We start from the raw sequence: 25,560 nt of genomic DNA on the forward strand, positions 1-25,560 counted from the left end.
TCCTCTATTCACTGTCGGCAGCAACGGAGGTCTCCACACATACCCCACCAGCGGCTTCAATCTTGCTACGGGCACTGCCACTAAAGGCAGCGGCATGAACCTCTAGCTTGACGTTGAGCTCACCATCCCCCAGCACTTTGAGGGGGTATTTGGCGGTGGTGAGAATGCCAGCTTCAAGGAGGGACGCAACCGTCACTACGCTATTGGCGGGTAGGGTATTGAGACGACCCACGTTGATCGTAGTGTAAACCTTCCGGTTGACGCGGGGAAAGTGCTTGAGTTTGGGGAGACGACGGTAGAGGGGGTTTTGACCACCTTCAAAGCCGGGACGGGTGGACCGACCGGAACGGGATTTTTGCCCGCGCATCCCAAAGCCACCACTTGCCCCTTGACCTGCGGCAATGCCCCGACCAATCCGCCGTTTGCGCCGTCGCGATCCCGCTTGGGGGTGCAGATCTTGAAACCGCATGGACAACTCCTAACTATTTGCTATAGAGGTTTTCAATGGGGATTTCCCGCGCCTCGGCAACTTCTTGGAAGGTGCGCAAGGCTGCAAGGGCTTCGAGGGCGGCCCGGGCATTGTTGAGGGGGTTGCTGGATCCCAGTTGTTTGGCCAGCACGTTGCGTACCCCTGCCAGCTCCAGAACGGTGCGCACAGAGCCACCAGCAATTACGCCGGTTCCCGGTGCAGCAGGGCGAATCATGACACGGGCAGCACCGCCTTCACCAAAGGTGGGGTGGGGAATAGAGTTGGATTTGGTGATCGGGACATCAATGAGGTGCTTTTTGCCATCGGCCACGCCTTTGCGCACCGCACCAATGACATCGGCAGCTTTACCCACACCCACACCCACTTGGCCACGCTCATTGCCAACGACAACAATGGCGCGGAAGCTCAGTTTTTTACCGCCTTTGACCACTTTGGAGACGCGGCGGATCTGGACGACCCGCTCTTGCCAGTCGGTTTCTTTTTCAACTTTGCGGGGGTTTTTACGACGATTTGCCATCGGGTCATCCTCTAAAAGTCCAGTCCAGCTTCACGGGCGGCATCCGCCAAGGCCTTGACACGACCATGGTAGATATTACCACCGCGATCAAAGACAACGCGCTCAATGCCAGCGGCTTTGGCACGCTCTGCAATTAGTCGCCCCACTTCGATGGAGGCGGCACAGGTGCTGCCATCGCCCAGCTTTTGCCGTAGTTCTGGCTCAACACTCGAAGCAGCCACGAGGGTATGGTGCTGAGTGTCATCAATCACCTGGGCATAGATGTGCTGATGGGAACGAAAGACAGCGAGGCGGGGGCGATCGCTGGTACCTTTGACTTTGCGGCGAATGCGCTGATGCCGCCTTTGGCGAGCTGCAGTACGAGTTTGCTTCATCTATTTCTTCCCTGTCTTACCAACTTTACGACGCACAAATTCACCCATATAGCGAATGCCCTTGCCCTTGTAGGGTTCAGGGGGACGTACGGCGCGAATACGGGCAGAGGTATTGCCAACCAGTTCTTTGTCAATGCCACTGACAAGGACAATCGTGCCCTGCTGCACTTTTTTACCTTGGTTATCCTCAATTTCTAGGGTAATGCCCTCGGGTGGCACAATCTCAACGGGGTGGCTGTAGCCTGTGCTGAGGACAAGGGTTTTGCCTTGGAGTTGGGCGCGGTAACCGACCCCTTGAATCTCCAGCTTTTTCGTAAACCCTTGGGAGACGCCTTCCACCATGTTGGCCAACAGCGTGCGGCAGAGGCCGTGGCGTTCTTTAGCGGGTCGAGAGTCATCGCGGCGCTTGACAACAATGCTTTCGCCCTCTTGAGCAACATTTACCTCGGGGGGAAAAACACGACTGAGCTGACCCTTGGGGCCTTTGACTGTGACCTGCTGCCCGTCTAGGGCAACGGTGACATTTTTGGGCAGGGGGATGGGACGCTTGCCAATACGAGACATGTGGGACTTCCTCCGAGCTTACCAAACGTAACAGAGTACTTCGCCGCCAATGCCCTGCTTCCGTGCCTCGCGATCGGTCATGATACCGCTAGAGGTGGAGATGATGGCAATGCCGATGCCACCGAGCACCCGGGGCAACTCACGGGAATTGGCATAGACGCGCAGACCGGGTTTGCTTACCCGCTTGAGCGCAGTAATAATCGGCTGGCGCTGCTTACCGCGATATTTTAGGGAAACCACAAGATGCCGTTTGATGCCATCCCCTTGCTCTTCAAAATCGCGAATAAACCCTTCCGCTTTCAGCACCTGCGCAATACTGCGAGTCATGCGTGTGGCTGGAATGGTGGTGGTTTGATGACGCGCAAGGTTTGCGTTGCGGATGCGAGTTAGCATATCGCCAATCGTGTCATTTACTGCCATAGTTGCTCCTTAAAATCTGCCTCCGGCGTTAGTTCTCACGGAACGGCATGCCCATTGCTTTGAGCAGGGCGCGTCCTTCTTCATCAGTATTGGCAGTGGTGATGATTGAGACATCCATGCCGCGAATTTGATCAATGTCGTCGTAGTTGACTTCGGGGAAAATCAGTTGCTCGCGCAAACCTAGGGTGTAGTTGCCCCGGCCATCAAAGCTTTTGGGGTTAACACCGCGAAAGTCACGAATCCGTGGCAGTGCCAAGTTAATCAAGCGATCCAAAAAGGCATACATGCGATCGGAACGCAGCGTCACCGCAACCCCCACGGGCATGCCTTTGCGGATTTTGAAGCCAGCGATCGCCTTCTTGGCGCGGGTAACTACGGGCTTTTGGCCTGTAATCGTGGCAATTTCTGCCAGTGTGGCTTCAAGGGCTTTGGCATTTTGCGCCGCTTCACCGAGACCCCGGTTGACAGTCACTTTGACAATCTTGGGCACTTGGTGGATGTTTTTGTACTGGAATTGCTGCATAAGCTGCGGCACAACGGTTTTGTTGTAGTGATCTTTGAGGCGTTGGGACATGGGGCTTCTCCTAGGGGCATTCTCTGGGCTGGGTCAGAGAGGGGAAAGCGGGTTAGACCTAATCAATGATTTCGCCAGTTTTCTTAAGCATCCGTACCTTACGGCCATCTTCGGTGTAGGTGTAGCAGATGCGGCTGGCCACGTTTTGCTTGGTGGAGTAGAGCATCACCTTACAACTGTGAATCGGGGCTTCCTTGGTGATAATTTGCCCAGATTCTCCCTCTTGGCGGGGCTTGACGTGTTTGGTTTTCAGGTTCACCCCTTTGACAATCACCTGACTGGTCTTGGGGAAAACGGCGAGGACTTCACCGACTTTGGCTTTGTCGCTGCCAGCGATGACTTGAACCGTGTCCCCTTTTTTCACGTGCATGCGATAGCGCATAGGCTTTTTATTTGCTTTCTTGGCCGCCATTAGAGTACCTCCGGTGCCAATGAAACAATTTTCGTGAAGTTTTTATCCCGCAGCTCACGAGCCACAGGACCAAAGACACGGGTGCCGCGAGGGTTGCCCTCCTGGTTAATCAAGACAGCGGCGTTGTCATCAAAGCGAATGCTCATGCCACTTTCACGGCGGATGGTTTTGCGGGTGCGCACAATGACAGCGCGAACCACATCGGATTTTTTCACTGCCATATTGGGGGTAGCATCTTTGACGGTGGCAATGATTACATCGCCCACGCTGCCGTAGCGACGGTTACCGCCGCCGAGCACACGGATGCAGAGGAGCTTTTTGGCGCCGCTATTGTCGGCAACGTTGAGATAGGTTTCCTGTTGAATCATGGCTGGCTCTCCTTAGGCAGTGCGAGGACTGAGAATCTCGGCAATGACCCAACGCTTAGTGCGACTCAGGGGACGGGTTTCCCGAATGCGCACGCGATCGCCCACTTTGGCTTCGTTGTTTTCATCATGGGCTTTGTAGCGGCGGGTTTTGACGACAATTTTGCCGTACTTGGGATGGGGGGCGCGGTTTTCGACAGCAACGACAACGGTTTTTTGCATTTTGTCGCTGACGACAACGCCAACACGTTCTTTAACTGCCATTAGTCTTGGCCTCCACTGCGGCGACGTTCATTCTCAAGGGTTAAAAGCTGTGCCAACTCGTGGCGGAGATGCTTAAATTGATGGGGCTTGACCTCTTGGCGGGTGGCTTTTTTGAAGCGGAGATCAAAGAGTTGTTTCTTAATCGCGGCAATGCGATCGCTGACTTCTTGATCACTCAGTTCCCGCAAGTCTTTCATTTTTGTCAGTGCCATTCTTAACCCTCCTGTTGTTCCTCTTCTTGATTGCGCACCAGAAAACGGGTCTTGATCGGCATTTTGTAGGCAGCAAGGCGCATGGCTTCGCGGGCAACCGCCTCCGGCACACCGGCAATTTCATACATAATGCGACCGGGTTTGACCACCGCCACCCAGTATTCCGGTGAACCTTTTCCTGACCCCATCCGCGTTTCGGCAGGCCGCATCGTCACGGGCTTATCGGGGAAAATGCGAATCCAAATTTTGCCACCGCGGCGGATATAGCGGGTCATGGCACGACGCCCGGCCTCAATTTGCCGTGAGGTGATCCAAGCGGGTTCAAGGGCTTGAAGGGCATAGTCGCCAAAATGGATGGAGTTACCGCGACTGGCAACCCCCGTCATGCGACCCCGCTGCTGTTTGCGAAATTTTGTACGCTTTGGACTTAACATCGCTGGCTTCCCTGTTAGTTAGAGCGATTTTCAAATTGGGGTAGACGGCGTTGGGGACTGCGGCGACTGGGTTCCCGTGTTACGGCCTCGGTTTGTCCCGGCAGTACCTCACCTTTGAAGATCCACACTTTCACGCCCAAAATGCCGTAGATCGTGCGGGCGGTGCGGTAGGCATAGTCAATGTCTGCCCGTAGGGTATGGAGGGGAACGCGACCTTCCCGTGTCCACTCAGTACGAGCGATTTCTGCCCCATTCAGGCGACCTGCCACTTGGACTTTGATCCCCTCAATGCCTGCTCGCTGTGCCCGCTGAATGGCTTGGCGCACGGCGCGGCGGAAGGCCACCCGTCGCTCTAGTTGCTGGGTGATGTATTCCGCCAAGAGGCTAGCCTCAGCATCCACGCGGTTGACTTCCACCACGTTTACTTTAATCGTGCGGTTGCTAGGGAGTATCTGCCGCAGTTGCTTGCGCAGTTCCTCAATCCCTTGGCCACCTTTGCCAACGACGACGCCAGGACGGGCAGTGCGAATTTGCAACTCCACTTGATCCGCTTTGCGCTCAATGCGCACTTCAGCAATGCCAGCGTTGGCCAGTTGCTTGTTGATAAACGTGCGGATGCGGTGATCCTCCTGCAATAGCTCGGGATAGCGATCGCTATCGGCGTACCAGCGGGAGCGATGTTCTTGTGTAATGCCGAGGCGAAAGCCAATTGGGTGAATCTTCTGTCCCACGGTGGTATCCTTCTACGATTCGTCAGCAGTGTTTTGGGGCGCCACAGCAATTGTGATGTGGCAGGTGGGCTTGCGAATTTGGTAAGCGCGGCCTTGGGCGCGAGGGCGGAACCGCTTCAGGCAAGGCCCTTGATCGGCATAGGCCTGACTAATCACCAAGGTGGCGGGATCCAAGCCCAAGTTGTGGGTGGCATTGGCTGCCGCCGATCGCAAGACCTTTGTAATTGGCTCACAGGCACGATAGGGCATAAAGCGCAGCATAATCAGGGCATCGCGGTAGGTGCGACCCCGCAGTTGATCCAGTACCCGCCGCACCTTGTGGGGTGACATGCGGACATACTTGGCGCAGGCACGGGCAGTAGGAGAAGAGGTAGAAACCATAGACGGCTATCCCAGACGCGAACAAGAGAATCAATGGCGGGCTTTTTTATCGCCCTTAACATGACTGCGGAAGTTGCGGGTGGGGGCAAATTCCCCCAGTTTGTGACCCACCATCTGCTCAGTGATGTACACGGGCACGTGCTGCTTGCCGTTGTGGACGGCGATCGTGTGGCCAATCATTTCCGGCACAATCGTTGAGGCACGCGACCACGTTTTGATTACTTCCTTGGCATTGCGCTCATTGAGGGCTTCAATCTTGCGTAAGAGATGATCCGCCACAAAGGGGCCTTTTTTTAATGAACGTCCCATAACCTAACTTCTCCGCAAAAATCTAAGACTGACGACCACCGCGACCCCGCTTGGAAGACTTTTTGCGACGGCGCACAATGAGGGCATCGCTGAGTTTTTTCTTCTTGCGAGTTTTGTAGCCAAGGGTGGGTTTACCCCAAGGCGTGACAGGCCCAGGACGACCAATGGGGGCGCGCCCTTCACCACCACCGTGGGGGTGATCCACCGGGTTCATCACTGAACCGCGCACCTTCGGACGACGACCTTTCCAGCGATTGCGACCCGCTTTCCCCAAGCTGATGTTGTTGGCTTCAACATTCCCCACTTGGCCAATGGTGGCATAGCACTCCTTGCGGAAGAGCCGCACTTCACCTGAGGGAAGCTTGAGGGTGACCATATCCCCTTCTTTGGCCACTACTTGTGCCATCGCGCCGGCAGCTCGCACCATTTGCGCCCCCCGACCGGGGGTAATTTCCACATTATGAACACTGGTACCCAGGGGAATTTTGCCCAAGGGAAGGGAGTTGCCCACTTCAATAGGGGCATCGGGACTGGCAATAATCTCCGTGCCAGGGGTCAAGTCCCGAGGATGGATGATGTAACGCTTCTCGCCATCGCGATAGTGGAGCAAAGCAATGCGAGCATTGCGGTTGGGATCGTACTCCACAGTTGCCACTTTGGCGGGGACATTGAGCTTGCTGCTGCGGCGAAAATCAACAATGCGATAGCGACGCTTGTGGCCACCACCCCGCCGCCGACTGGTAATGACACCGCGATTGTTGCGGCCTTTGTCGCGCTTGAAACCGCGGGTCAGCGACTTTTCGGGCTTGTCGGTGGTAATTTCAGCAAAGTCAGAAACAGTTTTTTGGCGAACGCCAGGGGTGTAGGGTCGGTAAACGCGAATGCCCATGATCTACTCCGTTAAACTTCAGGGAAGAGAACGATCTTGCTGTCGGGGGCAAGGGTGACGATCGCCCGCTTGTAGCGAGAACGATGACCCACAAACCGACCCACACGGCGCTCTTTGGGGGGCAGATGATAGGTATTGACTGCCGTGACTTTAACGTCAAAGAGTTCCTCAATCGCAGCCTTGATTTGCGGTTTGGTGGCGCGCCGATCCACATCGAAGCTGTATTGATTGTTTTCCAGTAAAATTGTGGCCTTCTCTGTGATGATGGGGCGCTTGATGAGATCCGCAAGGGCGCGGGGTTGGACTTTAGTCACCGTACACCTCCTGAATTTTGGCGATCGCGCCAGTGGTGGCAACAATGCGATCGGCATAGAGCAAATCAAAAACATTCAATTGATCGGCACGCAGCAATTTCAGGGTGGGCACATTGCGCGCTGAGAGAGCCACCATTTCGGCAATGTCTTCCACCAGTAGCAGCACTTTTTGCTCTGGTTTAATGCCCCAGCGTTGCAGCGCCGTCACCAATTCCTTCGTTTTGGGACGCGGCAAATGCTCGGCAAAGTCCTGAACCACGATCAAGTCTTCAACCCGGCTCATTAGAGCTGTGCGCAGGGCAAGCCGCCGCTCCTTACGATTCATTTTTTGGTGATAGTCGCGGGGCTTAGGACCAAAGATCACACCGCCACCCCGCCAAAGGGGAGAACGGATCGAACCGGCGCGGGCACGCCCTGTTCCCTTTTGCCGCCAAGGCTTGCGACCGCCACCGCGCACCTCCGCACGAGTTTTGGTGGAAGCGGTTCCCTGCCGGGCATTGGCCAACTGCCGCACAAGGGCGCGATGAACAATATGACTGGCGGTTTCCGGTTTTGCCGTGACCAGATCAAGGGTGGCTTCACCACTGTCGGCACCCTGCCAGTCTTTAACCACACATGCAACCATAACTACTCTCCAGCCCTTATTTGCGACCGACAACCTTGGCGGGGGTAATGCTCACCAATGCCCCCGGTTTACCCGGTAGTGCCCCTTTAATCAGGATTAAGTTGCGCTCAGCATCAACGCGCACCACCTGTAACTTGCGAATGGTGACTGCCGCATTGCCCATGCGACCAGCCATTCGCTTGCCGGGGAAGACACGACCTGGAGTTGTCCCTGCCCCAGTGGAACCAGGCAAGCGGTGGTTTTTGGAGCCGTGTGCCATTGGACCGCGCTTGAAATTATGGCGTTTTTGATAACCAGCAAAACCTCGGCCAATGCTAGTGCCGTGGACATCCACCAGCTGCCCTGGACTAAAAATATCAACGGTAATGGTCTGCCCCAATTGGTAGGCAGAGGCATCTTCAAGACGAAACTCCCGCAGATGGCGCATGGGGGGCGTTTGCGATTTGTTGAGGTGGCCCCGCTCGGGTCGGCTCAAGTTCTTCTCCCGCACTTCGCCGTAGGCTACTTGAATTGCCGTGTAGCCGTCGGTTTGGGGGGTTTTGATTTGGGTGATCGGACACGGCCCCGCTTGTACCACCGTAATGGGGACAGATCGGCCCGCCTCGTCAAAGATTTGGGTCATGCCCAACTTTGTCCCTAAAATACCAACTGTCACGATCGCGTTCCTTAAAAATACGAATCACAACAAAGCAGCGAGAGGCAGCCTAGAGGCCACACCTCGGCAGATTCCTACAGTTAGGAATGGTGGATTGACCCAGCAGTTACACGGTCAAAACGATGACGCTCAGGGCGCATCCATCGTTGATCAAGGACAGGCGCAGGTAAAGATGGCAAGGCTATGATTGCAAGTTGCGAACACGCTGCCACCCCTGGATCAGTGGAACCAAGGACTTAAGGGGGTTGAGGCGATCGCTCCCACTCAGTATCCGTTTTTGGTCACAAGTTTTAATCATAGATCAGCGATTGTGGATTTGTCTAGGCATTTGGTAACATTTCTTACGCCTTCCTTATGGATCCAGCAGCGTGTTTGAATTTGTCTGCCAGCAGAACTGTGCCCATACCCAAGCACGGGCAGGCCTGTTTCACACCCCCCATGGCGCAGTGGCAACACCGCGTTTTATGCCCGTGGGTACTTTGGCGAATGTGAAAACCCTTACCCCAGAACACCTCAAGGCAGCAGGCGCTCAAATGGTCTTGGCCAACACCTACCATCTGCACCTGCAACCGGGGGAAGACATCGTGGCCGCAGCGGGGGGGCTGCACCGTTTTATGGGCTGGTCAAGGCCAATTCTCACGGATTCGGGGGGGTTTCAGGTTTTTAGTCTCAGCGAAATGCGGCAAATTTCTGATCAGGGGGTGGTGTTTCGTTCACCCCACGATGGTCAGATTATTGAATTGTCGCCAGAGCGGGCGATCGCCATTCAAGAGGCCTTGGGGGCAGATGTGATCATGGCCTTTGATGAGTGCCCCCCCTACCCTGCTAGCCGTGAGACAGTAATTCAAGCGACGCAACGTACGCTGCATTGGTTAGAGCGCTGTATTGCTGCCAAACAACGATCGGATCAAGCCCTCTTTGCCATTGTTCAGGGGGGGGTGTATGCCGACCTGCGGCGAGAATGTGCTGCAGCGATGCTGCCCTATGACCTGCCGGGCTATGCCATTGGTGGTGTGAGTGTTGGTGAACCCAACAGTGCCATGCACGAAATTGTGGCGGTGACGGCTCCCCTCTTGCCGGCCCATAAGCCACGTTATTTGATGGGCGTGGGTACGCACTTAGAAATGTTGCGGGCGATCGCTGCCGGAGTCGATCTGTTTGATTGTGTGATTCCTACCCGTCTAGCTCGCCACGGCTGTGCCATTGTCCAAGGGCAGCGCTGGAACCTGAAAAATGCTCGCTTTCGCCGCGATTATCAGCCGCTCGATGCCACCTGTCCCTGCTATACGTGTACTACCTTTAGCCGTGCCTACTTGAGCCACCTTGTGCGTGCTAAGGAGCTACTGGCCTATACCTTGCTCTCGATCCATAATGTGACAGAACTGATTCGCTTTACCCAAGCAGCACGGCAGGCGATCTTAGAGGAGCGATTTGCGGCCTTTGCGGCAGAATGGGAGCAGCAACTAGTGGTGGATGCTCAGGAACCCGATGCTGCGCTTCTCTGATGCCGTTTTATCCAAGCAGGAACGCTTGAGCCGCTGGGGCTTTTTGGGACTGACCACAGCACCTTTAGTGGGAGCGGCACTCTTTAACCATACGGGGACGCCACCTTTTTTACTGTGTCCCTTTCGGGCAACAACGGGCATTCCCTGTCCGGGGTGTGGCCTGACTCGCTCCTTTATGGCGATCGCTCGCGGCAACGTTGAAGAGGCCCTGAGAATGCATCTCTTTGGCCCTGTGCTCTTTCTAGTATTTACAGTAGTTGCTGTATTGATGGCCATTGAACTAAGAACCGGGCGGCGATTGCAGCACACCCCTTTTCGCTACATCAATGAACGCATTCAAAACTGGTGGTGGCTGGGGGTGATTTATCTTGGCTACTATGGCCTGCGACTGTACAGCCTATTTCACACAGGGGAATTTTATATCAATCCCCTAAAAAACATCTTTCTGAGGAGTTGATCAATGACTATCGCCATTCATTACGTTGATCCCAAGACGAAAGTACCACTCAGGAAGAATGATACTGTGTACTATAGTGAGACGGGTTCTGTTTACCCAATTGTTAATCAGATTCCTAGATTCGTAGATTACGCCCAAAGTTTTGGTCTACAATGGAATTAGTTTTCAAAAACATAAATAGATGATACAAATCAAAAAACAATCTGAAACTCGATTCCTTACAACAACAAACTAGCAGCCTGAGGAGCTTGCTGGCAAAAGTATTTTAGAAGCCGGTTCTGGTGCAGGTAGATTTACACGGGTTATCCTCGAAAAAACGTCTGCTTATCTTTGGAGTTTTGATTATTCAGAGGCAGTTGAGGCAAATTGGCAAAATAATTCTGATATTGCGGGTGGAAGATTACACCTATTTCAGGCGAGCATCTATGACATTCCTTCGCCCGAGGCCTCTTTCGATAAGGTGTTTTGCTTTGGTGTCCTACAACCCACACCTGACTTTGAAGAATCTGTAAAAAATCTCATTAAATACGCAAAAATCGGTGCTGAGATTGTGGTTGATTTCTATCTGATTAAAGGTTTTTGGATAAAATACACGCAAAATACCTTTTAAGACTCTTGAGACTCTTGACAAAAAAGATGTCACACCAAGCTCTTTTGAATACAATGGAAAAGAATATCGATGGTTTAATCACGTTATTTGATTTTTTAGTGAAAGTTAAACTAGGTGTACTGACTTGATTTTTACCAATTGTTGATCTGCGGACTATTCCTAGTACTGTTGATTAGCAAAAACGCCGTGAATGGGCGATTTTAGACACTTTTGATATGTTCTCACCGGAGGATGATAATTCCCAAAGAATAAAAGATGTTGCTGCTATGTTTGAACGTCACGGAGTTAAGGTTACGTTTGCCGGATTTGTCAAGATTTGTCAAATCGAGTGCTGGCACTAGCGCGGTGGTCAGAGGCGTTCGCGAAACTTAAAGTTAAAGATCACGGGAGTCGTCTTTAGCAAGGTTCCCTTTCATGGGATAGTAAAACTTGGTTGTGTTCGATCGAGAACCGAAGACCCATGAGATTACATCGCTTGCTCTATCTCAGTTGTGCCACGGATGGTCTATCCTACCCAGACCTGCGGGATATTATGGCCAAGTCAGAGGTGAACAATGTCCGCGATGGCATTACAGGAATGCTGTGCTACGGCAATGGCATGTTTCTGCAAGCCCTTGAGGGCGATCGCCAGAAAATCAGTGAAACCTACGCCCGCATCCTCAAAGATCCCCGCCACCACAGTGCTGAAATTATTGAATTTAAGGCGATCGAAGAGCGCACCTTTATCAATTGGTCAATGCGTTTGGTGCAGTTGGGCGAGATGGACAGCGATAGAATTCGGCACCTGCGGTTAAAATACTCTCCAGCAGCAACGTTTCAGCCTACGTCAATGACGGCTGAGCAGTGCTTCTGTTTCCTGAAAGAACTCTACGACATGAGTCAAGGAACCTAGCGTGACCCATGCCCACTGGCTAAGCATTCCTGAACTGCTGCGGCTGCCCGCCCAGACCTATGAGTGGCGGGTGGATACTGATTTTCCAGACTTGGCAACGCTGACTCCCGTGCAAGGGATTGTGACTGCCAGTCACCGCCACACCTACTTAGAACTGCGTGCCAGTGTGCAGACAATTGTCACCCTCTCTTGCGATCGCTGTTTGCAGTACTATAACCACCGCCTTGAGTGTACGACCACGGAACTCATTTGGCTAGCGGAAACCCCAGCCAGTCAACCCGACGATGATCTTGTGGAAACCTTGCCGGCGAGCGGTCGCCTTGATCTGGCAGACTGGCTCTACCAGCAACTGTGCCTTGCCCTGCCCTACCCCAAGTACTGCGATCCCAATTGTGGCGGCATTCACCCCCCCGCCCCTGCGGACCCCTCCATTGATCACCGCTGGGCAATGCTAGCGCAACTACAATCCGCTCTGGAGCGTTCGGAACCATCGCCGTGAGTGCTCAGTCCGACCTTGAACTGTTGCTGCGGGCACGCTATCCCCTGTTGTATGTGGCCACAACAGAGGAAGAACGCCTTGAGGCGACGTTGCACACAATTAGCGATCGCCTGAATCAGCGCCCTATCTATATTTGGGATTTTGTCGAGGGGTATCAGGGCAATCCCAATGATTTGGGGGTGGCGAAGCGCAATCCCCTCAGTGCCCTTGAATTTGTTGAAAAACTACCGCCACCGGCAGCGGCCATGATTTTACTGCGAGATTTTCACCGCTTTATTGAGGATGTGGCGGTCTCTCGCAAACTGCGCAATCTCGCCCGGCAACTCAAGTCCCAGCCCAAAAACCTGATCCTGCTTGCTCCGACGGTGCAGTTGCCCCCAGAACTGCGGGATGTGATTACCGTTGTCGAGTTTCCCTTGCCCCAATGGGAGGAAATTCGCCTTGAATTGGTGAAGCTCTGCCAAAGTCTCGGCAATATTCCCCCAGAACCTATTCTCGATGAGTTGATCCGTGCCTGTCAGGGCTTGACCCTAGAGCGGATTCGCCGCGTCATTGGTCGGATTATTGCTCTCCACGGTGTGCTGGACGGCAGCCATGTGGATCTGATCTTGGAGGAGAAACGGCAGATCCTGCGGCAAACCCAAATTCTCGAGTTTTACCCCACCCAAGAAACGATTGCCGACATTGGTGGTCTTGATAACCTCAAGGAATGGTTGCTGCGGCGCGGCGGTGCTTTTTCCGAGCGGGCACGGCGCTATGGGTTACCCTATCCGCGTGGGGTACTGCTGGTGGGGATTCAGGGTACAGGTAAGTCCCTGACAGCCAAGGCGATCGCCCACCAATGGCACTTGCCCCTTTTGCGATTGGATGTCGGACGACTCTTTGGCGGCCTGGTGGGGGAATCCGAAGCACGTACCCGCGAGATGATTCAAATTGCCGAAGCCCTAGCCCCCTGCGTCCTCTGGATTGATGAGATGGATAAAGCCTTTGCGGGCATTGATGGTCGAGGGGATGGCGGTACCAGTAGCCGCGTTTTTGGCACGATTATCACGTGGCTGGCTGAGAAAACCTCTGCTGTTTTTGTGGTGGCGACGGCGAATAATGTCCAAGGGTTGCCCCCGGAACTGCTGCGCAAGGGGCGCTTTGATGAAATCTTTTTTGTGGGGCTGCCCAATGTGGATGAACGGCGAGCCATTTTCGAAGTGCACCTCAGTCGGGTGCGGCGCGATCGCCTGCAAAACTATGATCTAGAGCGTTTGGCCGACGAAACAATTGACTTTTCCGGGGCTGAAATCGAGCAGTGTATCATTGAAGCGATGCACCTTGCCTTTAGCCAAGACCGCGACTTTACCACCGAAGATCTCCTCCACGCGGCCAGCGAAATTATCCCCTTGGCACGGACAGCTCGCGAACAGGTACACCAATTACAAGAATGGGCAGCCTCCGGTCGTGCACGGTTTGCCTCACGAATCCTGCCTCCCCCCACAGGGCGTTAGATCATGAAACCAGTTGTGCGTGTGCTGCAATGGCTCCTAGGAACCTTTTTGGGTTTAGGCCTGGTTATCCTTGTGGCCGCTGCTATCATTACACCCTTCGTCTTTAACTTGCTCTGGCCACCCCCCCGTCCCGAGGTCGAAGCAGAAAATCCGCCACTGCCTGCGCCACCAGAGTCGCCACCGAATTCACCCTCACCAACCCCGACCCCCTCACCGCAGCCAAACCCTGAAGGGCGGGTGATCTATGGAGATGGTTTACGGTTGCGCGATCGCCCCAGTCGCGAGGCAAATGCCCTAGGCGGCGTGGCCTTTGATGAGGTAGTGACGATCCTAGAGCGCAGTGAGGATGGGGAATGGCTGAAGGTTCGCACGCAAAATAATCTTGAAGGCTGGGTACTGGCCTTTGGTGTGCAGGAAACGACGGCTCAATCCCCCCCATCCAATGAGACGCCTCAGTAGGCCACTCTGCTATTGAGAACATTCCTGCATTTGCTGAAACAAACGGTACTCGCGATCGCCACTCAGCCATTCCACCAGGGTAATTTTCACCCGTCCGCCCCCATTGGGAGTTGCTAGAAACTCCGCCTCTCCCACGCGCAACTGGGTAGATCCCGCTTCCAGCAGTCGTTTGCTTGTCGGGTCATAGATTTCGGAGTAGATCTGGACATTGCGCGCTGGTGTAGCTGTTTCCTTGCGCAGCCGGTGGTACCAGACACCCGCAATATTCTCGCTCTGCAATTGGACATCGGTGACGCGCACCACTTTGGGCGCTTCGCGGCGGCGGGCGATCGCGGGCATACCATCAAGAGACAAGAACCTGCCACTGGTCGTCAACAGCAGACCCCAGAGCCAAATTGTGCGTAAGCGAGGCATTATTCTCTAACCGGTGTGACAAGGTGTGACAATAATAGAGTTTAAGACGCAATATTCAGCGGGAGCGATCGCCTCTCGGCCTCATTGGCCTTGAGGATACCCCCTTAGTGACCGCTGCCCCGAGTCTGTACCTGCTGGATTGGATTCACCCCACTTAACTATGCCAACTGTTCATGTGATTGGTCTTGGTCGCTCTGGCATCGCCGCCGCCCGTTTACTGAAACGTCAAGGCTGGCAAGTGGAGGTGAGTGATAGTCGTCAAACCCCCGCCCTACAATCTCAGCAGCAACTCCTAGAAGCCGAAGGCATTGCTGTTCAACTCAACTACGACTTTGATTTACAAACCCTCGCTAGTGTGGGTCTGCGTATCCCGGAGGAAATTGTCATTAGTCCCGGTGTCCCTTGGTCCTCAGCGGCGCTTGTTGCCGCTCGCCAAGCGGGCATTCCCGTTCGGGGGGAAGTGGAAATTGCGTGGCAGACCCTCGCCCATCTGCCGTGGGTATGTATTACGGGCACCAATGGCAAAACAACAACCACCGCACTCACTGCTGCCATTTTTCAAGCGGCGGGGTACAATGCTCCCGCCTGTGGCAATATCGGCAATAGTATTTGCGAAGTGGCTTTGACCGCCAGCGCCCTTGACTGGGTGATTGCCGAGATCAGTAGCTATCAATTAGAGTCTAGCCCTCCCCTGCAACCCCAATTTGCCCTTTGGACAACCCTCACACCAGATCACTTGGAACGCCACGGCACCCTCGACGCTTATGTAGAGACCAAAGCTCACCTCATGAATGGTGCGCAACAGGTGATCCTCAATGGGGATGACCCCTACCTGCGTCAGCAGATGGTAAATCGCTGGCCGGCAGCTTGGTGGATCAGTACCCAAGGGGCGGCAGCCCTACCCAAGGGGATCGCCCAGGGTATCTACATTGCTGAGGATCAAGTGTGGTTTCAGGATCAACCCCTGCTGCCCACCCATGTCCTGCAAATGCCGGGTCAACACAATCAGCAAAACTTTCTTCTAGCTGTGGCAACGGCCCATTTAGCCGGTATTCCTGCCGAAACCATTGCCAAAGCGGTGGCGGGGTTTGCCGGTGTGCCCCATCGTTTAGAGCGGATTCGTCAATGGCGACAAGTGGCGTGGATCAACGACAGTAAGGCCACCAATTATGACGCCGCAGAAATTGGGCTGCGTTCTGTAACAGGGCCGGTGATTCTCATTGCCGGTGGACAGGCCAAAAAAGGGGACGATCGCGCTTGGCTCAACTTGATTCAGGAGAAAGCTGCTTGGGTGCTCTTAATTGGTGAGGCGGCACCGCAGTTTGCGCAGCGCCTAGAGGCGATCGGCTTTACAAATTATGAGATCATGGAGACACTGGATCGGGCAGTGGTGGCGGCTGCTGAACTGGTGACCCAGTACCCCATCAAAACCGTGCTCTTTTCCCCTGCCTGTGCCAGCTTTGACCAATACCAGAATTTTGAAGAACGCGGTGATCACTTTCGTCAACTGTGCTTAGAGCTATGAGCCAATCTGCAGCCTCGGGTCACTGGTGGAATCGCCTCTCCATTGCGAGTCGATTTCTGATTATTGGCTTAGCAGGACCGATTTTGACGCTGAATTTCTGGGCATTTGCCACCGTTCTTAAGTTTTTTGGACCACTGGTGGCGGTGCTGGTCCTGGCCTCCCTGTTTGCCTTTTTGCTGAACTATCCGGTGCGCTGGATGGAGGAACAGGGAAATCCCCGAGGCCCCTCAGCCATTTTCGTCTTTCTGCTGGCCTTGGTACTAATTGCCATCATTGCCTTGGTGGTGGCGCCTAATGTCTTTAATCAGGCGCAACAGCTCATTGCCCGTCTGCCGGAGTGGTTTAACTCCAGCCAACGGCGACTCTTGGAATTTGGCCAGTGGGTGGACTCCCTGAACCTGCCGGTGACGGTGGATGTGGATGCCCTTGCCAATCAACTGTTGGAAAAACTCAAGGATCAACTACAAAGTTTAGCTCGCGAGGCGCTGAATTTAATTTTGGGCACCCTCAGCAGTGCTGTGGATGTGCTGATTAACCTGATTTTGACCGTTGTTCTCACGTTCTATTTGCTGCAGCATGGTGGCGAATTGTGGGATGGCCTTCTCAGTTGGTTGCCTGATATGCTGCGCCCCACAGTTTCAGAAACGATACGCCGCAGTTTTGAAAGCTATTTTATTGGTCAGTTGGTGCTGGCACTGTGCATGGGCATCGGGTTGACCACGATTTATGTCTTCTTGAAGGTGCCCTATGGCTTGCTCTTTGGGGTGATTATTGGCGTGATGGCCTTGGTGCCCTTTGGCGGCACGGTGGGAATTATTTCGATTAGTTTACTGGTGGCGCTTCAGGATGTTTGGCTCTCTCTCAAGGTAGCGGGATTTTCGTTTCTTTTTCAGCAGTTTCTTGAAAATGTGGTGGCACCCCGCATTATTGGCAGCTTTACGGGTCTGAATCCCGTGTGGGTCTTTTTAGCGATTCTGACGGGAGCACGTGCCTCGGGCTTAGTAGGGGTCTTAATTGCGGTTCCGATCGCGGTGGTGATCAAAACTTTCCTTGTGAGTGTGCGATCGCGCCTCAATGCCGAGGACGTGGATGCCACCATTGCACTCCCCAGTGATTCGCCCCCCTTAGCGCCTGTTTCTTCCTCAATGAAAACATCCTCAGTGGAGTAGAAAAATGCTGCGTGCCCTTCACTCCGGAATTCTCACCTCCCTTGTTTTGATCAGTACAACAGCCGCCATTACAATCGTCACAGCTTTTATTGGCTACCACCTAGGGCGAGAGTCATTGCGCGGTGTGTCCCAACCAGTGGTGAATCCCATCCTTGGCAGTGCCATGAATGCTAATGATCAAACCCAAGGGGAGCGATCGCCCATTCTTGACGAGGCACAGATCATTGCCCAAACCAAAGCCCGCATTGCTGAAATGACTGAAGGTTCCAGCGATCGCGAGATGGTGCCTGCCCCCACCACTGCCAATGCCCCCCCAGCAGCGGAACCGGAGACGAGTCAGACATTGCCCATCGTTGCTGAGGACAAGGGGGTGCGCCTAGAAATTAGCCGTGTGGACACCATTGGCCAAGATTTAGCCCTGCACGTCAGCTTGAAAAACGACAGTAGCCAAGGGGTGCAGTTTATCTACACCTTTCTTGAAATCAAAAATGATAAAGGTACCCTTTTGAGTGCCCTCACCGAAGGCCTACCCACGGAATTACCCCCCGGTAGTGATCTGGTTAAAGGCACAATTTTCATTCCCAAAAGCCTCCTCGACAATACAAAAACCTTGACCCTGCGCCTTGCTAGCTATCCGAATCAGGATGTGCAATTGCAGGCTGCCAATATTCCTGTGGAGTAGCCATGCCCGCTGCTGAATTTGTTCAAAAATCGTTGAGTGCCCGCGATTGGGTGCGGGTACGGGCGGACTTGACGGGCAAGACCACGTTTATCGCGTGGCAGGGAGCTGTGTATAGTTTTGTTCCTCAAGAGCGTCGCCGTCACCTCTTCAACATTGTTGGCATGAGTGCCGCTCGCTGTTTGCCTCATCCCGAGGGCGGGTGGTATTTTCTCTCCCGTGAATTGACGTTTTATCTTGATCCGGAGAGTCAATCTGTGTGCGATCGCTGGCACAATCCTTGGACAGAGGAAACAGTACCCGTGATTCCCGTGGCCAATGATCCCGTGCAGGGGCGATTTTACCGTGAGGTGCCTGCCCAAGTCAGTGAGCGAACCACGACGTTTCAGTTTGATCTGTTTCCCTACTATGACAATCCCCTTTCGGCTGAGGAACGGTTTCAGCCCTACAGCCCCCAGCCGATCTACCAAGCGGCAGAACTGTTTAAGCTAACGGTGGCCACGGCCGATCTACAACAAGATACGGAGACGATTGCCCATGTGCATCTGTGTTGGAGTCGGATGGGTCCTTGGTTGCCTTGGATGAAGATGGGCGATCGCCCCGGTTATCTCATCTACAGTGCGACCGGCTGCAAAGCCCTGACCGTCGAAGACTTGCCCTCCCGCCTACAAGAGCAATTAGAGCGGCTGCCCCAATACCGTGAAGCCCCCACTGAATACCGCGAGGGTGCCGATATGACCTCTTGGCTGTATTTTCAGGAGCACTTTGAAGCGTATTTGGAGGGTGCACTATTTCCAGTCACTTAATTAGGGCAAACGCATCCTAGAAAAGCTAGAAAAGTCAGCCAATCGTTACAGGCACCAACTATCGAGGGACGCTCCTATCTGCTGAGTCTTGAGGGTGGGGTGGAGTGGTTTGCGCAGGCGGTGCGTGGTCATTGGGGGATTGAAAACCAAGTGCATTGGTGCTGGATTTGGGGAGGATGACTACCTCGCTCAGCTTCTTGCGACTGCCGGAGTATGCGATAGCCCTGATGAAACTCCCCAGGCTGGATTCGAACCAGCGACCAATCGGTTAACAGCCGACCGCTCTACCGCTGAGCTACTGAGGAATATCGACGATTTTGTAATGTAGCGTAGTTCACCGCTCTTGGCAAGTCTCAACCGCACTGAAGTTTTGGCCAGCGCTGCCGCAGTTGAGTTACCACTTGATCGAGGGCAACGGCGTGGGAGGCCTTAAAGAGGAGGCGATCGCCCGCTTGCAACTCCCGCAATAGGTACTCCACCAATTCTTCATGGGAAGCAAATTGTTGACTGGGAACACGCCCTGCCCCCCGTGCAAGGGCTGCCCCTTCATCGCCTTTATCGAGGATCAACAGGCCATCGAGGTCTAATTGGGCAACAGTGGCTCCCACCTGCTCATGGAAGGAGAGAGAAAACGCGCCCAGTTCCCGCATGGGGCCAAGAACTGCCAGATGCCGCTGACCGGGGAGCGATCGCAACAAGTGCAAGGCCATCACCATCGATTCCAAGCCCGCATTGTAGGTTTCATCCAGTAGCAGAATATCGGGTTCGAGGCGATAGCGCCCTCCACGACCACTGGGCAATTCTAACGTCAACTCTAACGGCAGGCGATCGCTCTCTAGGTTCAAGGCTTGCAGCACCCCAAGGGCAGCCAGAAAGTTCAGAGCATGGTGTGCCCCCGCAAGAGGAACAGTGTAGGTGTGTCCAGCCACGTGGAGAGTTTGGGGCGGTTGATAGATTCCCCGTAGGGTGCCCCCCTCAAGGCCATAGGTGATGGTGTGCCCTGACCAGACCTGCGCCGCTGTCGGCAAAAGTAGGGGACTATCGGCATTGAGCACTGCTGTTCCCCCTTGGCGCATTTCAGCAAGCAGTTCGCATTTGGCTTGGGCAATGGCTTCGCGGGAACCGAGGCGGCCAATATGGGCAGTACCCACATTGGTAATCACGGCAACATCCGGTTGGGCAATCTGGCTCAACAGGGCAATTTCACCGCGAGCACGCATCCCCATTTCAATCACGGCAAATTGGTGGTGGGGTTCCAGTTGCAAAAGGGTTTTGGGCACGCCAATCTCGTTATTGAAGTTGGCTTCTGTTTTGAGAACGGCGCCATAGTGACTCAGAACAGCGGCAATCATTTCCTTGGTGGTGGTTTTGCCCACCGAGCCAGTGACGGCAATGACTTTGGCTGGACATTGCTGCCGCCACCACTGCCCCAAGCGTTGATAGGCACTCAGGGTATTGGCTACCTGAAGCTGCGGCAGAGCAGAAGACACTGGTACCTCGACAATCAGGGCGATCGCGCCGGCGGCGGCGGCCTGATCGACAAATTGATGGCCATCAAAGGTCTCCCCCCGCAGAGCAACAAAGAGGTTGCCGGTTGCGATTTGGCGGGAGTCAGTGGAAATTCCGGTGATTGGCAGATCTGGATGAGTTGTATCTAACCCCAAAGCTTGGGCGATCGCCCCGAGGATGGTGTTCACGATTTTGCCCCGCCAATGTGGCTGCACTTCAAGTAGGGTTGCAGCACCGCCGGTACCCGCACCGTCCCATCGGGTTGTTGGTAGTTTTCGAGAATGGCTGCCATGGTTCGTCCAACAGCTAGGCCAGAGCCATTAAGGGTGTGGACAAACTGCGTTCCCTTTTGCTTAGCGCCTTTGAAGCGAATCTTGGCACGCCGCGCCTGAAAATCGCCAAAGTTGGAGCAACTGGAAATTTCGCGGTAGCAGCCGGCAGCGGGAAGCCACACCTCTAGGTCGTAGCACTTCATGGCACCAAACCCCAAATCGCCAGTACACAGTTCAATCACTCGATAGGGCAACTTCAGGGCTTGGAGAATAAACTCGGCATCGGCCACAAGGGCTTCATGTTCAGCAGCAGAGGTTTCAGGGTGAACAAACTTGACCAACTCCACTTTGTTAAATTGGTGTAGGCGAATCAGGCCGCGCGTATCTTTGCCATAACTCCCCGCTTCACGGCGAAAACAAGGAGTGTAGGCACAGTGGTAAATGGGCAGTTGATCAGCGGCTAAAATTTCATCGCGGTAGAGATTTGTCACCGGCACTTCCGCAGTCGGAATGAGCCACAGATCATCATCAGCACAGCGAAAACTTTCCTCGGCAAATTTGGGTAACTGCCCCGTTCCCGTCAGTGAGGCACTATTGACCAGCAGGGGCGGCAGGACTTCCACGTAGCCGCGATCGCGGTGCGTATCAAGCATGAATTGGATCAAGGCTCGCTCAAGGGCAGCCCCCATGCCCAATAGGGTAACAAAGCGACTCTGCGCCACTTTCACCGATCGCTCCACATCCCAGAGTCCCAATTGAGTGGCAATGTCCCAATGGGGCTGGCAAGGCTGGCTCGGTTTATACTCCTCACCCCAGCGGCGTACCTCAACGTTTTCGGTTTCATCGCGACCAATGGGGGTGGTCTCACTGGGGGGGTTGGGAATCGTTAACAGCAGGCGCTCTAGTTCTTCCTTGAGTTGCCGTTCTTGGGGTTCAAGATCACTGAGTTGTTGCTTGAGATCGTTGGCCTCGGCCTTGAGGGCTTGAATTTCGGGGTCAGTGGCGGCAACGCCGGACTTGATCTTTTTGCCGACGAGAGCACCAATTTCGTTACTGCGGGCTTGGAGTTGCGATCGCTGTTGTTCAAGCTGTCGCTGCTGTGCATCCAATTCTAGAATGCGGTCGAGGTCAAAGTCAGCGCCGCGCCGCCGCAGGCGATCGCTAAAGGCTTGGGGATTTTCTCGCAGTTGTTTGAGATCAATCACAGGTGGACGAAAACCAGTGCAAACCGCCTTGATCCTATCACCAAGGGGGAAGATTAACTCTAGGGAGCCGTCTTGCTGTTGTTTGCCATCGCAACCGCTAAATTCCTCTATCAACCGTCGAGATTTTGAGCATGGGTGGTGTCAACAAGGGGTCGCCGTCCTCTAAAATGAGGGATGTATTAAGCGGTGTTAGCAATATGAGTGTCATTAGTCAGGTTCTTCTTAAAGCGGACGATGAATTGCGCTACCCCACCACGGGCGAACTCCAGACGATTAGTGACTTTTTCCAAACGGGTGAGCAACGCCTCCGCATTGCCACGACACTGGCTGAAAATGAGAAACGCATTGTTGAGCAAGCCAGCAAACAACTGTGGCAGAAGCGGCCTGACTTCATCTCACCGGGGGGCAACGCCTACGGCCAGAAACAGCGTGCTCTCTGCCTGCGCGACTATGGCTGGTACATGCGCCTGATTACCTATGGCATTCTTGCGGGTGACAAAGACCCCATTGAGCGCACGGGTATTATTGGGGTGCGGGAAATGTACAACTCCCTTGGTGTGCCGATGACGGGGATGGCAGAAGCCATTCGTTGTCTCAAGGACGCCTCCTTGGCACTGCTGAGCACCGAAGATGCTGAAGTGGCGGCACCCTACTTTGACTACATTATTCAAGAAATGTCCTAGGGAGACTGACGGCAGTCAATTCTGTATTCAAGGGGAACATAACCTATGACATCTCCCCTTGAAGTTATCGTTGTTAGCAATGGCCCCGGTGAACTGGCCACCTGGGTTTATCCCTTTGTAACAACGCTGCGGCAACAGGTCAAAGAGGGGCTGCGAGTTTCAGTGGTAATTGTTCCCTGTCCCCATGCCAGTGGTCTGGAAGCGGAGATTGCGCGCCGCTACCCGGGGGTGGATCGGGTGCTGCCCGCCGCAGAGTTTTGGCACCTCGTGCGCACAAAGACCACTCGTCGCAATTGGGATTGGTTTCCCCAAGGGGTTGTGGTCTTCTTGGGGGGCGATCAACTCCTTGCGGTACTGTTGGCCAAGCGCCTAGGCTATCGCTGTGTGCTCTATTGTGAGTGGCAGGCACGCTGGCAAGGGTGGGTGGATGGCATTGGGCTGCGGCGTCCTCTACCCGTGGGCAAAACAGCAGCCAAGGTGGCCGTGGTGGGGGATTTGATGACCGATGTGCAAGCCCTTGCCCTCGATTCTCTGCCTGATGTGCGCCAACAGTTAGGCGTTGCCTCAGATGCTCCCCTTGTCGGTCTGATGGTGGGTTCCAAGCCCAATAAACTCAAGCTGGGGGTGCCCCTTTCGCTGGCGATTGCCGATCATTTAGCTGCTGCTGATCCCCCGATGCAGTGTGTGATTCCAGTGGCACCGACCCTGACGCTCAAGACCCTCAGTTGCTACGCCGATCCTTGCTTTAATCCCGAACTCAAGCACGTTGAGGGCACAACTGCCACACTCATCCAACCCAGTGAAGGACTACCCTATCTGGAGACGCCGAGGGGGACGAAGATCTATCTCTGGCAGCAGTTACCCAACTATCCCCTGCTGCGGCAGGTTGCCCTCTGTGTGACGACGGTTGGCGCCAATACCGCTGAACTGGCTGCTTTGAATGTGCCGATGATTGTTCTTTTACCTGCCCAACAACTGCGAGTACAGCGAGCACACCCTTGGGATGGGCTGGCCGGATTGCTGGTGGGCTTGCCGGCGGTCGGGCGGCAGTGGACGGCGCTAGTGTTTTGGGCACTGGTTGCCAAAGGATTGGGCTGGCGGCGATTTTGGCAGTTGTGGCGATCGCCAGAGATAGACTGGGACTTGGTGAAACAGGGTCTTGGCTACAAGGCGTGGCCAAATATCTGGGCCGGCAGAGAAATCGTACCGGAGCTGGTGGGTCCCATTGAGCCAGCGGTGGTTGCTGATCAAATTCAGTCTTTATTGAGCCATCCTCAGAAATTGCATCAGATGCGGCAGGACTTGCGGCAGCAGGTGGGGTCGGCGGGGGCAGCGGCAAAATTGGTGGATTTGACCCTTCAGGTGGCGGGTCGGGCTGCCAGCGATCGAGGTTGAATCACAATGTAGGCACCGACAGCAGGAACACTGGCAGATGCTCTACTGGCTCAAGCCAGGACTTGTCCACCGCCGCCCCCAAATGGCCCCATTGCTCCATCGCAACGCGTCCACCATCACCCGCTGGCTCATGCCCAGCGTCATCTAGTGCTGGATGCGTAAGCCATGAAAAAATTCTTAGCGGACTTGAGAAACGAGTGGTGTGCCGCGATCGCTCCCCTGAAATTGCAGTGCTGTTTTTGCCAATTCCAATAATTGCAGTTCAGGGGGATAGTGCCTTTCTTGCTTGAGGCGTTGAATATCCTGTTTGCCCAGTTGCCAGTGCAACCGTTTGGCTAGAGCTAGTAGGACATCGCCGCGATCAATGACGCCGGCCACGGCATCCGCAGGGGTTAGAACCGTAACAAAGCGTTGCTGCTGCTCCTCTAGAGTGCAAACCGTCTTGGCGAGAGAGTCTGATTCTTTGACGGTGGCGATCGCCCCCAAGGGGACGGCTAACTCTTTGACGGGCGTCACTTCCCAGCGGCTGCGCTCCACATGGTTCAGGGCTTGGGAATCTAAATAGCCCCGGTAGCGACCATCGGTGGCGACAAAGTAGGCCGCGGGCTGGCGATCGGCCAGCAGGAGATAGCGATCGGCAAACTCCCGCAGCGATACCGTTCCCTCAATCACCCGAAAATCTCGTGTCATCGCATCGGCCGCCGTCAGGGTAACCAATGCTTCTTGAAGTTGGCTAAGGCGATTGTAGAGTGTGGCATTTTGCAGGGCAAACCACCCCAACAGACCCAACCACAGGCCATTGCCGCTGCCAAGGAGGGTCACAAACAGCCCAAAACTAATGGCCAACCAGCCCAACAGTTGTCCCGATCGCGCCGCCCAGCACATCCCCTGAAAGCGATTGCCTGTCAATTTCCAAACGGCTGCCTTAAGCACTTGGCCACCATCGAGGGGAAGTCCCGGCAAGAGGTTAAAGCCCCCTAAGACAAAGTTGATATTGGCCAGATAGAGCAACAGTTCATGGAGGGGATGATCCCCCGGCAGTACCACGGCAGCCCCCTGCAACAGGGCAAAAAGGGCAAAACTCACCAAAGGCCCCGCGATCGCCACCTGAAAGGCTTGACCGGGGGTATTGGATTCCCGTTCAATGGCCGCCATGCCACCAAAGAGAAAGAGGGTAATCGAGCGCACTGTAATCCCTTGGGAACGTGCCACCAAGCTGTGCCCCAATTCATGGAGCAAGACTGAAGCAAACAACAGCAGGGAAACGACAAATCCCATTACCCATACCCCGGCTCCCCACTGCGGGTACGTGGCCTGCCAGTCACTGCCATTGAGAAAGGTAAACAGCAGAATCACCAGAAACCACGACCGATCAATGTAGAGGGGAATGCCAAAGACACGCCCCACTTGCCAACCTTGTCCCATGCCGACCTCAGTGCATCGCGCTCTTTATCT

Annotated in this window: 35 protein-coding genes and 1 tRNA gene; 13 read left to right on the forward strand and 23 right to left on the reverse strand. The window is 54.4% G+C overall.

Translation table 11 applies throughout. The features are described 5' to 3' along the window. Positions 1-4: 4 nt before the first annotated feature. From rplO to rplC, 18 genes are read right to left on the reverse strand one after another with little or no spacing between them, the layout of a single operon-like run. A complete protein-coding gene (rplO, locus tag IGQ15_RS06485) occupies positions 5-469 on the reverse strand; it encodes a 50S ribosomal protein L15 (protein WP_297049938.1) in 465 nt (154 codons plus the stop codon). 13 nt (positions 470-482) lie between these two features. Then, positions 483-1,007: a 30S ribosomal protein S5 gene (gene rpsE, locus IGQ15_RS06490; RefSeq protein WP_297049941.1), complete on the reverse strand. Its 525-nt coding sequence runs from the start codon at positions 1,005-1,007 to the stop codon at positions 483-485. An 11-nt stretch (positions 1,008-1,018) separates the two neighbouring features. After that, positions 1,019-1,381 carry a 50S ribosomal protein L18 gene (gene rplR, locus IGQ15_RS06495; RefSeq protein WP_297049943.1) on the reverse strand — a complete coding sequence of 121 codons (363 nt, stop codon included), beginning with the start codon at positions 1,379-1,381 and terminating at the stop codon, positions 1,019-1,021. Continuing rightward, positions 1,382-1,945, reverse strand: a complete 564-nt coding sequence (rplF, locus tag IGQ15_RS06500) for a 50S ribosomal protein L6 (protein WP_297049945.1) — start codon at positions 1,943-1,945, stop codon at positions 1,382-1,384. Positions 1,946-1,963: 18 nt separating this feature from the next. Next, entirely contained in the window at positions 1,964-2,365 is a 402-nt protein-coding gene (rpsH, locus tag IGQ15_RS06505) for a 30S ribosomal protein S8 (protein ID WP_149817898.1), read from the reverse strand. A gap of 28 nt (positions 2,366-2,393) precedes the next feature. Continuing rightward, the gene (gene rplE / locus IGQ15_RS06510) at positions 2,394-2,939 is read right to left on the reverse strand and encodes a 50S ribosomal protein L5 (RefSeq protein ID WP_024125571.1); all 546 of its coding nucleotides are present in this window, start codon (positions 2,937-2,939) and stop codon (positions 2,394-2,396) included. A 58-nt stretch (positions 2,940-2,997) separates the two neighbouring features. Then, positions 2,998-3,351: a 50S ribosomal protein L24 gene (gene rplX, locus IGQ15_RS06515; RefSeq protein ID WP_297049949.1), complete on the reverse strand. Its 354-nt coding sequence runs from the start codon at positions 3,349-3,351 to the stop codon at positions 2,998-3,000. Next, complete coding sequence (gene rplN / locus IGQ15_RS06520) at positions 3,351-3,719, reverse strand: 50S ribosomal protein L14 (RefSeq protein ID WP_149817900.1); 369 nt, start codon at positions 3,717-3,719, stop codon at positions 3,351-3,353. The genes rplX and rplN overlap by 1 nt, the downstream gene beginning before the upstream one ends. 12 nt (positions 3,720-3,731) lie before the next feature. Beyond that, complete coding sequence (gene rpsQ, locus IGQ15_RS06525) at positions 3,732-3,980, reverse strand: 30S ribosomal protein S17 (RefSeq protein ID WP_011055945.1); 249 nt, start codon at positions 3,978-3,980, stop codon at positions 3,732-3,734. Continuing rightward, on the reverse strand, positions 3,980-4,192 hold the full coding sequence (gene rpmC / locus IGQ15_RS06530; RefSeq protein WP_297049954.1) for a 50S ribosomal protein L29: 213 nt from the start codon (positions 4,190-4,192) through the stop codon (positions 3,980-3,982). The genes rpsQ and rpmC overlap by 1 nt, the downstream gene beginning before the upstream one ends. A 2-nt stretch (positions 4,193-4,194) precedes the next feature. After that, positions 4,195-4,626: a 50S ribosomal protein L16 gene (gene rplP / locus IGQ15_RS06535; RefSeq protein WP_149817904.1), complete on the reverse strand. Its 432-nt coding sequence runs from the start codon at positions 4,624-4,626 to the stop codon at positions 4,195-4,197. Between the two features lie 14 nt (positions 4,627-4,640). Further along, positions 4,641-5,357 carry a 30S ribosomal protein S3 gene (rpsC, locus tag IGQ15_RS06540; RefSeq protein ID WP_297049957.1) on the reverse strand — a complete coding sequence of 239 codons (717 nt, stop codon included), beginning with the start codon at positions 5,355-5,357 and terminating at the stop codon, positions 4,641-4,643. Positions 5,358-5,369: 12 nt separating this feature from the next. Further along, entirely contained in the window at positions 5,370-5,738 is a 369-nt protein-coding gene (gene rplV / locus IGQ15_RS06545) for a 50S ribosomal protein L22 (protein WP_011055941.1), read from the reverse strand. Positions 5,739-5,768: 30 nt separating this feature from the next. Beyond that, positions 5,769-6,047, reverse strand: a complete 279-nt coding sequence (gene rpsS / locus IGQ15_RS06550) for a 30S ribosomal protein S19 (protein ID WP_011055940.1) — start codon at positions 6,045-6,047, stop codon at positions 5,769-5,771. Between the two features lie 22 nt (positions 6,048-6,069). Further along, entirely contained in the window at positions 6,070-6,936 is an 867-nt protein-coding gene (gene rplB / locus IGQ15_RS06555; protein ID WP_297049959.1) for a 50S ribosomal protein L2, read from the reverse strand. An 11-nt stretch (positions 6,937-6,947) separates the two neighbouring features. After that, positions 6,948-7,250: a 50S ribosomal protein L23 gene (locus IGQ15_RS06560; protein ID WP_297049961.1), complete on the reverse strand. Its 303-nt coding sequence runs from the start codon at positions 7,248-7,250 to the stop codon at positions 6,948-6,950. Further along, positions 7,243-7,875, reverse strand: a complete 633-nt coding sequence (rplD, locus tag IGQ15_RS06565; RefSeq protein ID WP_297049962.1) for a 50S ribosomal protein L4 — start codon at positions 7,873-7,875, stop codon at positions 7,243-7,245. Before rplD ends, IGQ15_RS06560 begins: the two co-directional genes overlap by 8 nt. A 16-nt stretch (positions 7,876-7,891) precedes the next feature. After that, positions 7,892-8,530, reverse strand: a complete 639-nt coding sequence (rplC, locus tag IGQ15_RS06570; RefSeq protein WP_297049964.1) for a 50S ribosomal protein L3 — start codon at positions 8,528-8,530, stop codon at positions 7,892-7,894. A gap of 368 nt (positions 8,531-8,898) precedes the next feature. On the opposite strand from rplC, the gene tgt reads away from it, so the two are divergent. The 7 genes from tgt to IGQ15_RS06600 all read left to right on the forward strand — a co-directional run bounded on the left by tgt (position 8,899) and on the right by IGQ15_RS06600 (position 14,448). Beyond that, complete coding sequence (tgt, locus tag IGQ15_RS06575) at positions 8,899-10,035, forward strand: tRNA guanosine(34) transglycosylase Tgt (protein WP_297049966.1); 1,137 nt, start codon at positions 8,899-8,901, stop codon at positions 10,033-10,035. Next, a complete protein-coding gene (locus tag IGQ15_RS06580) occupies positions 10,019-10,492 on the forward strand; it encodes a DUF2752 domain-containing protein (protein ID WP_297049968.1) in 474 nt (157 codons plus the stop codon). The genes tgt and IGQ15_RS06580 overlap by 17 nt, the downstream gene beginning before the upstream one ends. A gap of 262 nt (positions 10,493-10,754) precedes the next feature. Continuing rightward, complete coding sequence (locus IGQ15_RS12055; RefSeq protein WP_363315807.1) at positions 10,755-11,102, forward strand: class I SAM-dependent methyltransferase; 348 nt, start codon at positions 10,755-10,757, stop codon at positions 11,100-11,102. 460 nt (positions 11,103-11,562) lie between these two features. Next, on the forward strand, positions 11,563-11,994 hold the full coding sequence (locus IGQ15_RS06585) for a BLUF domain-containing protein (protein WP_297049970.1): 432 nt from the start codon (positions 11,563-11,565) through the stop codon (positions 11,992-11,994). 1 nt (position 11,995) lies between these two features. Continuing rightward, on the forward strand, positions 11,996-12,493 hold the full coding sequence (locus IGQ15_RS06590; RefSeq protein ID WP_297049973.1) for a DUF177 domain-containing protein: 498 nt from the start codon (positions 11,996-11,998) through the stop codon (positions 12,491-12,493). Continuing rightward, positions 12,490-13,989, forward strand: coding sequence for an AAA family ATPase (locus tag IGQ15_RS06595; protein WP_297049976.1), 1,500 nt, complete (start codon positions 12,490-12,492; stop codon positions 13,987-13,989). The genes IGQ15_RS06590 and IGQ15_RS06595 overlap by 4 nt, the downstream gene beginning before the upstream one ends. A 3-nt stretch (positions 13,990-13,992) precedes the next feature. Further along, a complete protein-coding gene (locus IGQ15_RS06600; RefSeq protein ID WP_297049978.1) occupies positions 13,993-14,448 on the forward strand; it encodes an SH3 domain-containing protein in 456 nt (151 codons plus the stop codon). Between the two features lie 9 nt (positions 14,449-14,457). Here IGQ15_RS06600 and IGQ15_RS06605 read toward each other — a convergent pair whose 3' ends face one another. Then, positions 14,458-14,862 carry a hypothetical protein gene (locus IGQ15_RS06605; RefSeq protein WP_297049980.1) on the reverse strand — a complete coding sequence of 135 codons (405 nt, stop codon included), beginning with the start codon at positions 14,860-14,862 and terminating at the stop codon, positions 14,458-14,460. A 160-nt stretch (positions 14,863-15,022) separates the two neighbouring features. Between IGQ15_RS06605 and murD the strand changes: the two genes are divergently transcribed. Genes murD through IGQ15_RS06625 form a run of 4 tightly spaced genes read left to right on the forward strand, consistent with a single transcriptional unit; the run spans position 15,023 to position 19,041 of the window. Then, on the forward strand, positions 15,023-16,387 hold the full coding sequence (murD, locus tag IGQ15_RS06610) for a UDP-N-acetylmuramoyl-L-alanine--D-glutamate ligase (RefSeq protein WP_297049984.1): 1,365 nt from the start codon (positions 15,023-15,025) through the stop codon (positions 16,385-16,387). Next, positions 16,384-17,556 carry an AI-2E family transporter gene (locus IGQ15_RS06615; protein WP_297049987.1) on the forward strand — a complete coding sequence of 391 codons (1,173 nt, stop codon included), beginning with the start codon at positions 16,384-16,386 and terminating at the stop codon, positions 17,554-17,556. The genes murD and IGQ15_RS06615 overlap by 4 nt, the downstream gene beginning before the upstream one ends. A 4-nt stretch (positions 17,557-17,560) precedes the next feature. Further along, positions 17,561-18,238 (forward strand): hypothetical protein, encoded by a 678-nt coding sequence (locus tag IGQ15_RS06620; RefSeq protein WP_297049992.1) that lies wholly within the window; start codon positions 17,561-17,563, stop codon positions 18,236-18,238. A gap of 2 nt (positions 18,239-18,240) precedes the next feature. After that, positions 18,241-19,041 (forward strand): DUF1838 domain-containing protein, encoded by an 801-nt coding sequence (locus tag IGQ15_RS06625; RefSeq protein WP_297049994.1) that lies wholly within the window; start codon positions 18,241-18,243, stop codon positions 19,039-19,041. 233 nt (positions 19,042-19,274) lie between these two features. Here IGQ15_RS06625 and IGQ15_RS06630 read toward each other — a convergent pair. The 3 genes from IGQ15_RS06630 to serS all read right to left on the reverse strand — a co-directional run bounded on the left by IGQ15_RS06630 (position 19,275) and on the right by serS (position 22,027). Further along, a tRNA-Asn gene (locus IGQ15_RS06630) sits at positions 19,275-19,346 on the reverse strand. Positions 19,347-19,394: 48 nt separating this feature from the next. Beyond that, entirely contained in the window at positions 19,395-20,729 is a 1,335-nt protein-coding gene (gene murF, locus IGQ15_RS06635) for a UDP-N-acetylmuramoyl-tripeptide--D-alanyl-D-alanine ligase (protein WP_363315808.1), read from the reverse strand. A 5-nt stretch (positions 20,730-20,734) separates the two neighbouring features. After that, positions 20,735-22,027 carry a serine--tRNA ligase gene (serS, locus tag IGQ15_RS06640; protein WP_297049999.1) on the reverse strand — a complete coding sequence of 431 codons (1,293 nt, stop codon included), beginning with the start codon at positions 22,025-22,027 and terminating at the stop codon, positions 20,735-20,737. A 197-nt stretch (positions 22,028-22,224) separates the two neighbouring features. Between serS and apcD the strand changes: the two genes are divergently transcribed. Together apcD and IGQ15_RS06650 are read left to right on the forward strand one after the other, a co-directional pair. Continuing rightward, on the forward strand, positions 22,225-22,710 hold the full coding sequence (gene apcD, locus IGQ15_RS06645; protein ID WP_190278062.1) for an allophycocyanin subunit alpha-B: 486 nt from the start codon (positions 22,225-22,227) through the stop codon (positions 22,708-22,710). A gap of 45 nt (positions 22,711-22,755) precedes the next feature. Further along, complete coding sequence (locus IGQ15_RS06650; protein ID WP_297050004.1) at positions 22,756-24,105, forward strand: lipid-A-disaccharide synthase; 1,350 nt, start codon at positions 22,756-22,758, stop codon at positions 24,103-24,105. Between the two features lie 177 nt (positions 24,106-24,282). Here the strand turns inward: IGQ15_RS06650 and IGQ15_RS06655 are convergent, their stop codons facing one another. Beyond that, positions 24,283-25,530: a site-2 protease family protein gene (locus IGQ15_RS06655; protein WP_297050005.1), complete on the reverse strand. Its 1,248-nt coding sequence runs from the start codon at positions 25,528-25,530 to the stop codon at positions 24,283-24,285. Positions 25,531-25,560: the final 30 nt, after the last annotated feature.

It is taken from the genome of Thermosynechococcus sp. M98_K2018_005 (genome assembly GCF_015295825.1).
Taxonomy (GTDB): domain Bacteria; phylum Cyanobacteriota; class Cyanobacteriia; order Thermosynechococcales; family Thermosynechococcaceae; genus Thermosynechococcus.

Coding starts and splice junctions, on each gene's coding strand:
- rplO (WP_297049938.1), bottom strand. CDS start 469: ATGCGGTTTCAAGATCTGCACCCCCAAGCGGGATCGCGACGGCGCAAA.
- rpsE (WP_297049941.1), bottom strand. CDS start 1,007: ATGGCAAATCGTCGTAAAAACCCCCGCAAAGTTGAAAAAGAAACCGAC.
- rplR (WP_297049943.1), bottom strand. CDS start 1,381: ATGAAGCAAACTCGTACTGCAGCTCGCCAAAGGCGGCATCAGCGCATT.
- rplF (WP_297049945.1), bottom strand. CDS start 1,945: ATGTCTCGTATTGGCAAGCGTCCCATCCCCCTGCCCAAAAATGTCACC.
- rpsH (WP_149817898.1), bottom strand. CDS start 2,365: ATGGCAGTAAATGACACGATTGGCGATATGCTAACTCGCATCCGCAAC.
- rplE (WP_024125571.1), bottom strand. CDS start 2,939: ATGTCCCAACGCCTCAAAGATCACTACAACAAAACCGTTGTGCCGCAG.
- rplX (WP_297049949.1), bottom strand. CDS start 3,351: ATGGCGGCCAAGAAAGCAAATAAAAAGCCTATGCGCTATCGCATGCAC.
- rplN (WP_149817900.1), bottom strand. CDS start 3,719: ATGATTCAACAGGAAACCTATCTCAACGTTGCCGACAATAGCGGCGCC.
- rpsQ (WP_011055945.1), bottom strand. CDS start 3,980: ATGGCAGTTAAAGAACGTGTTGGCGTTGTCGTCAGCGACAAAATGCAA.
- rpmC (WP_297049954.1), bottom strand. CDS start 4,192: ATGGCACTGACAAAAATGAAAGACTTGCGGGAACTGAGTGATCAAGAA.
- rplP (WP_149817904.1), bottom strand. CDS start 4,626: ATGTTAAGTCCAAAGCGTACAAAATTTCGCAAACAGCAGCGGGGTCGC.
- rplV (WP_011055941.1), bottom strand. CDS start 5,738: ATGGTTTCTACCTCTTCTCCTACTGCCCGTGCCTGCGCCAAGTATGTC.
- rpsS (WP_011055940.1), bottom strand. CDS start 6,047: ATGGGACGTTCATTAAAAAAAGGCCCCTTTGTGGCGGATCATCTCTTA.
- rplB (WP_297049959.1), bottom strand. CDS start 6,936: ATGGGCATTCGCGTTTACCGACCCTACACCCCTGGCGTTCGCCAAAAA.
- rplD (WP_297049962.1), bottom strand. CDS start 7,875: ATGGTTGCATGTGTGGTTAAAGACTGGCAGGGTGCCGACAGTGGTGAA.
- IGQ15_RS06580 (WP_297049968.1), top strand. CDS start 10,019: ATGCTGCGCTTCTCTGATGCCGTTTTATCCAAGCAGGAACGCTTGAGC.
- IGQ15_RS06585 (WP_297049970.1), top strand. CDS start 11,563: ATGAGATTACATCGCTTGCTCTATCTCAGTTGTGCCACGGATGGTCTA.
- IGQ15_RS06600 (WP_297049978.1), top strand. CDS start 13,993: ATGAAACCAGTTGTGCGTGTGCTGCAATGGCTCCTAGGAACCTTTTTG.
- IGQ15_RS06605 (WP_297049980.1), bottom strand. CDS start 14,862: ATGCCTCGCTTACGCACAATTTGGCTCTGGGGTCTGCTGTTGACGACC.
- murD (WP_297049984.1), top strand. CDS start 15,023: ATGCCAACTGTTCATGTGATTGGTCTTGGTCGCTCTGGCATCGCCGCC.
- IGQ15_RS06615 (WP_297049987.1), top strand. CDS start 16,384: ATGAGCCAATCTGCAGCCTCGGGTCACTGGTGGAATCGCCTCTCCATT.
- IGQ15_RS06620 (WP_297049992.1), top strand. CDS start 17,561: ATGCTGCGTGCCCTTCACTCCGGAATTCTCACCTCCCTTGTTTTGATC.
- IGQ15_RS06625 (WP_297049994.1), top strand. CDS start 18,241: ATGCCCGCTGCTGAATTTGTTCAAAAATCGTTGAGTGCCCGCGATTGG.
- apcD (WP_190278062.1), top strand. CDS start 22,225: ATGAGTGTCATTAGTCAGGTTCTTCTTAAAGCGGACGATGAATTGCGC.
- IGQ15_RS06650 (WP_297050004.1), top strand. CDS start 22,756: ATGACATCTCCCCTTGAAGTTATCGTTGTTAGCAATGGCCCCGGTGAA.
- IGQ15_RS06655 (WP_297050005.1), bottom strand. CDS start 25,530: ATGGGACAAGGTTGGCAAGTGGGGCGTGTCTTTGGCATTCCCCTCTAC.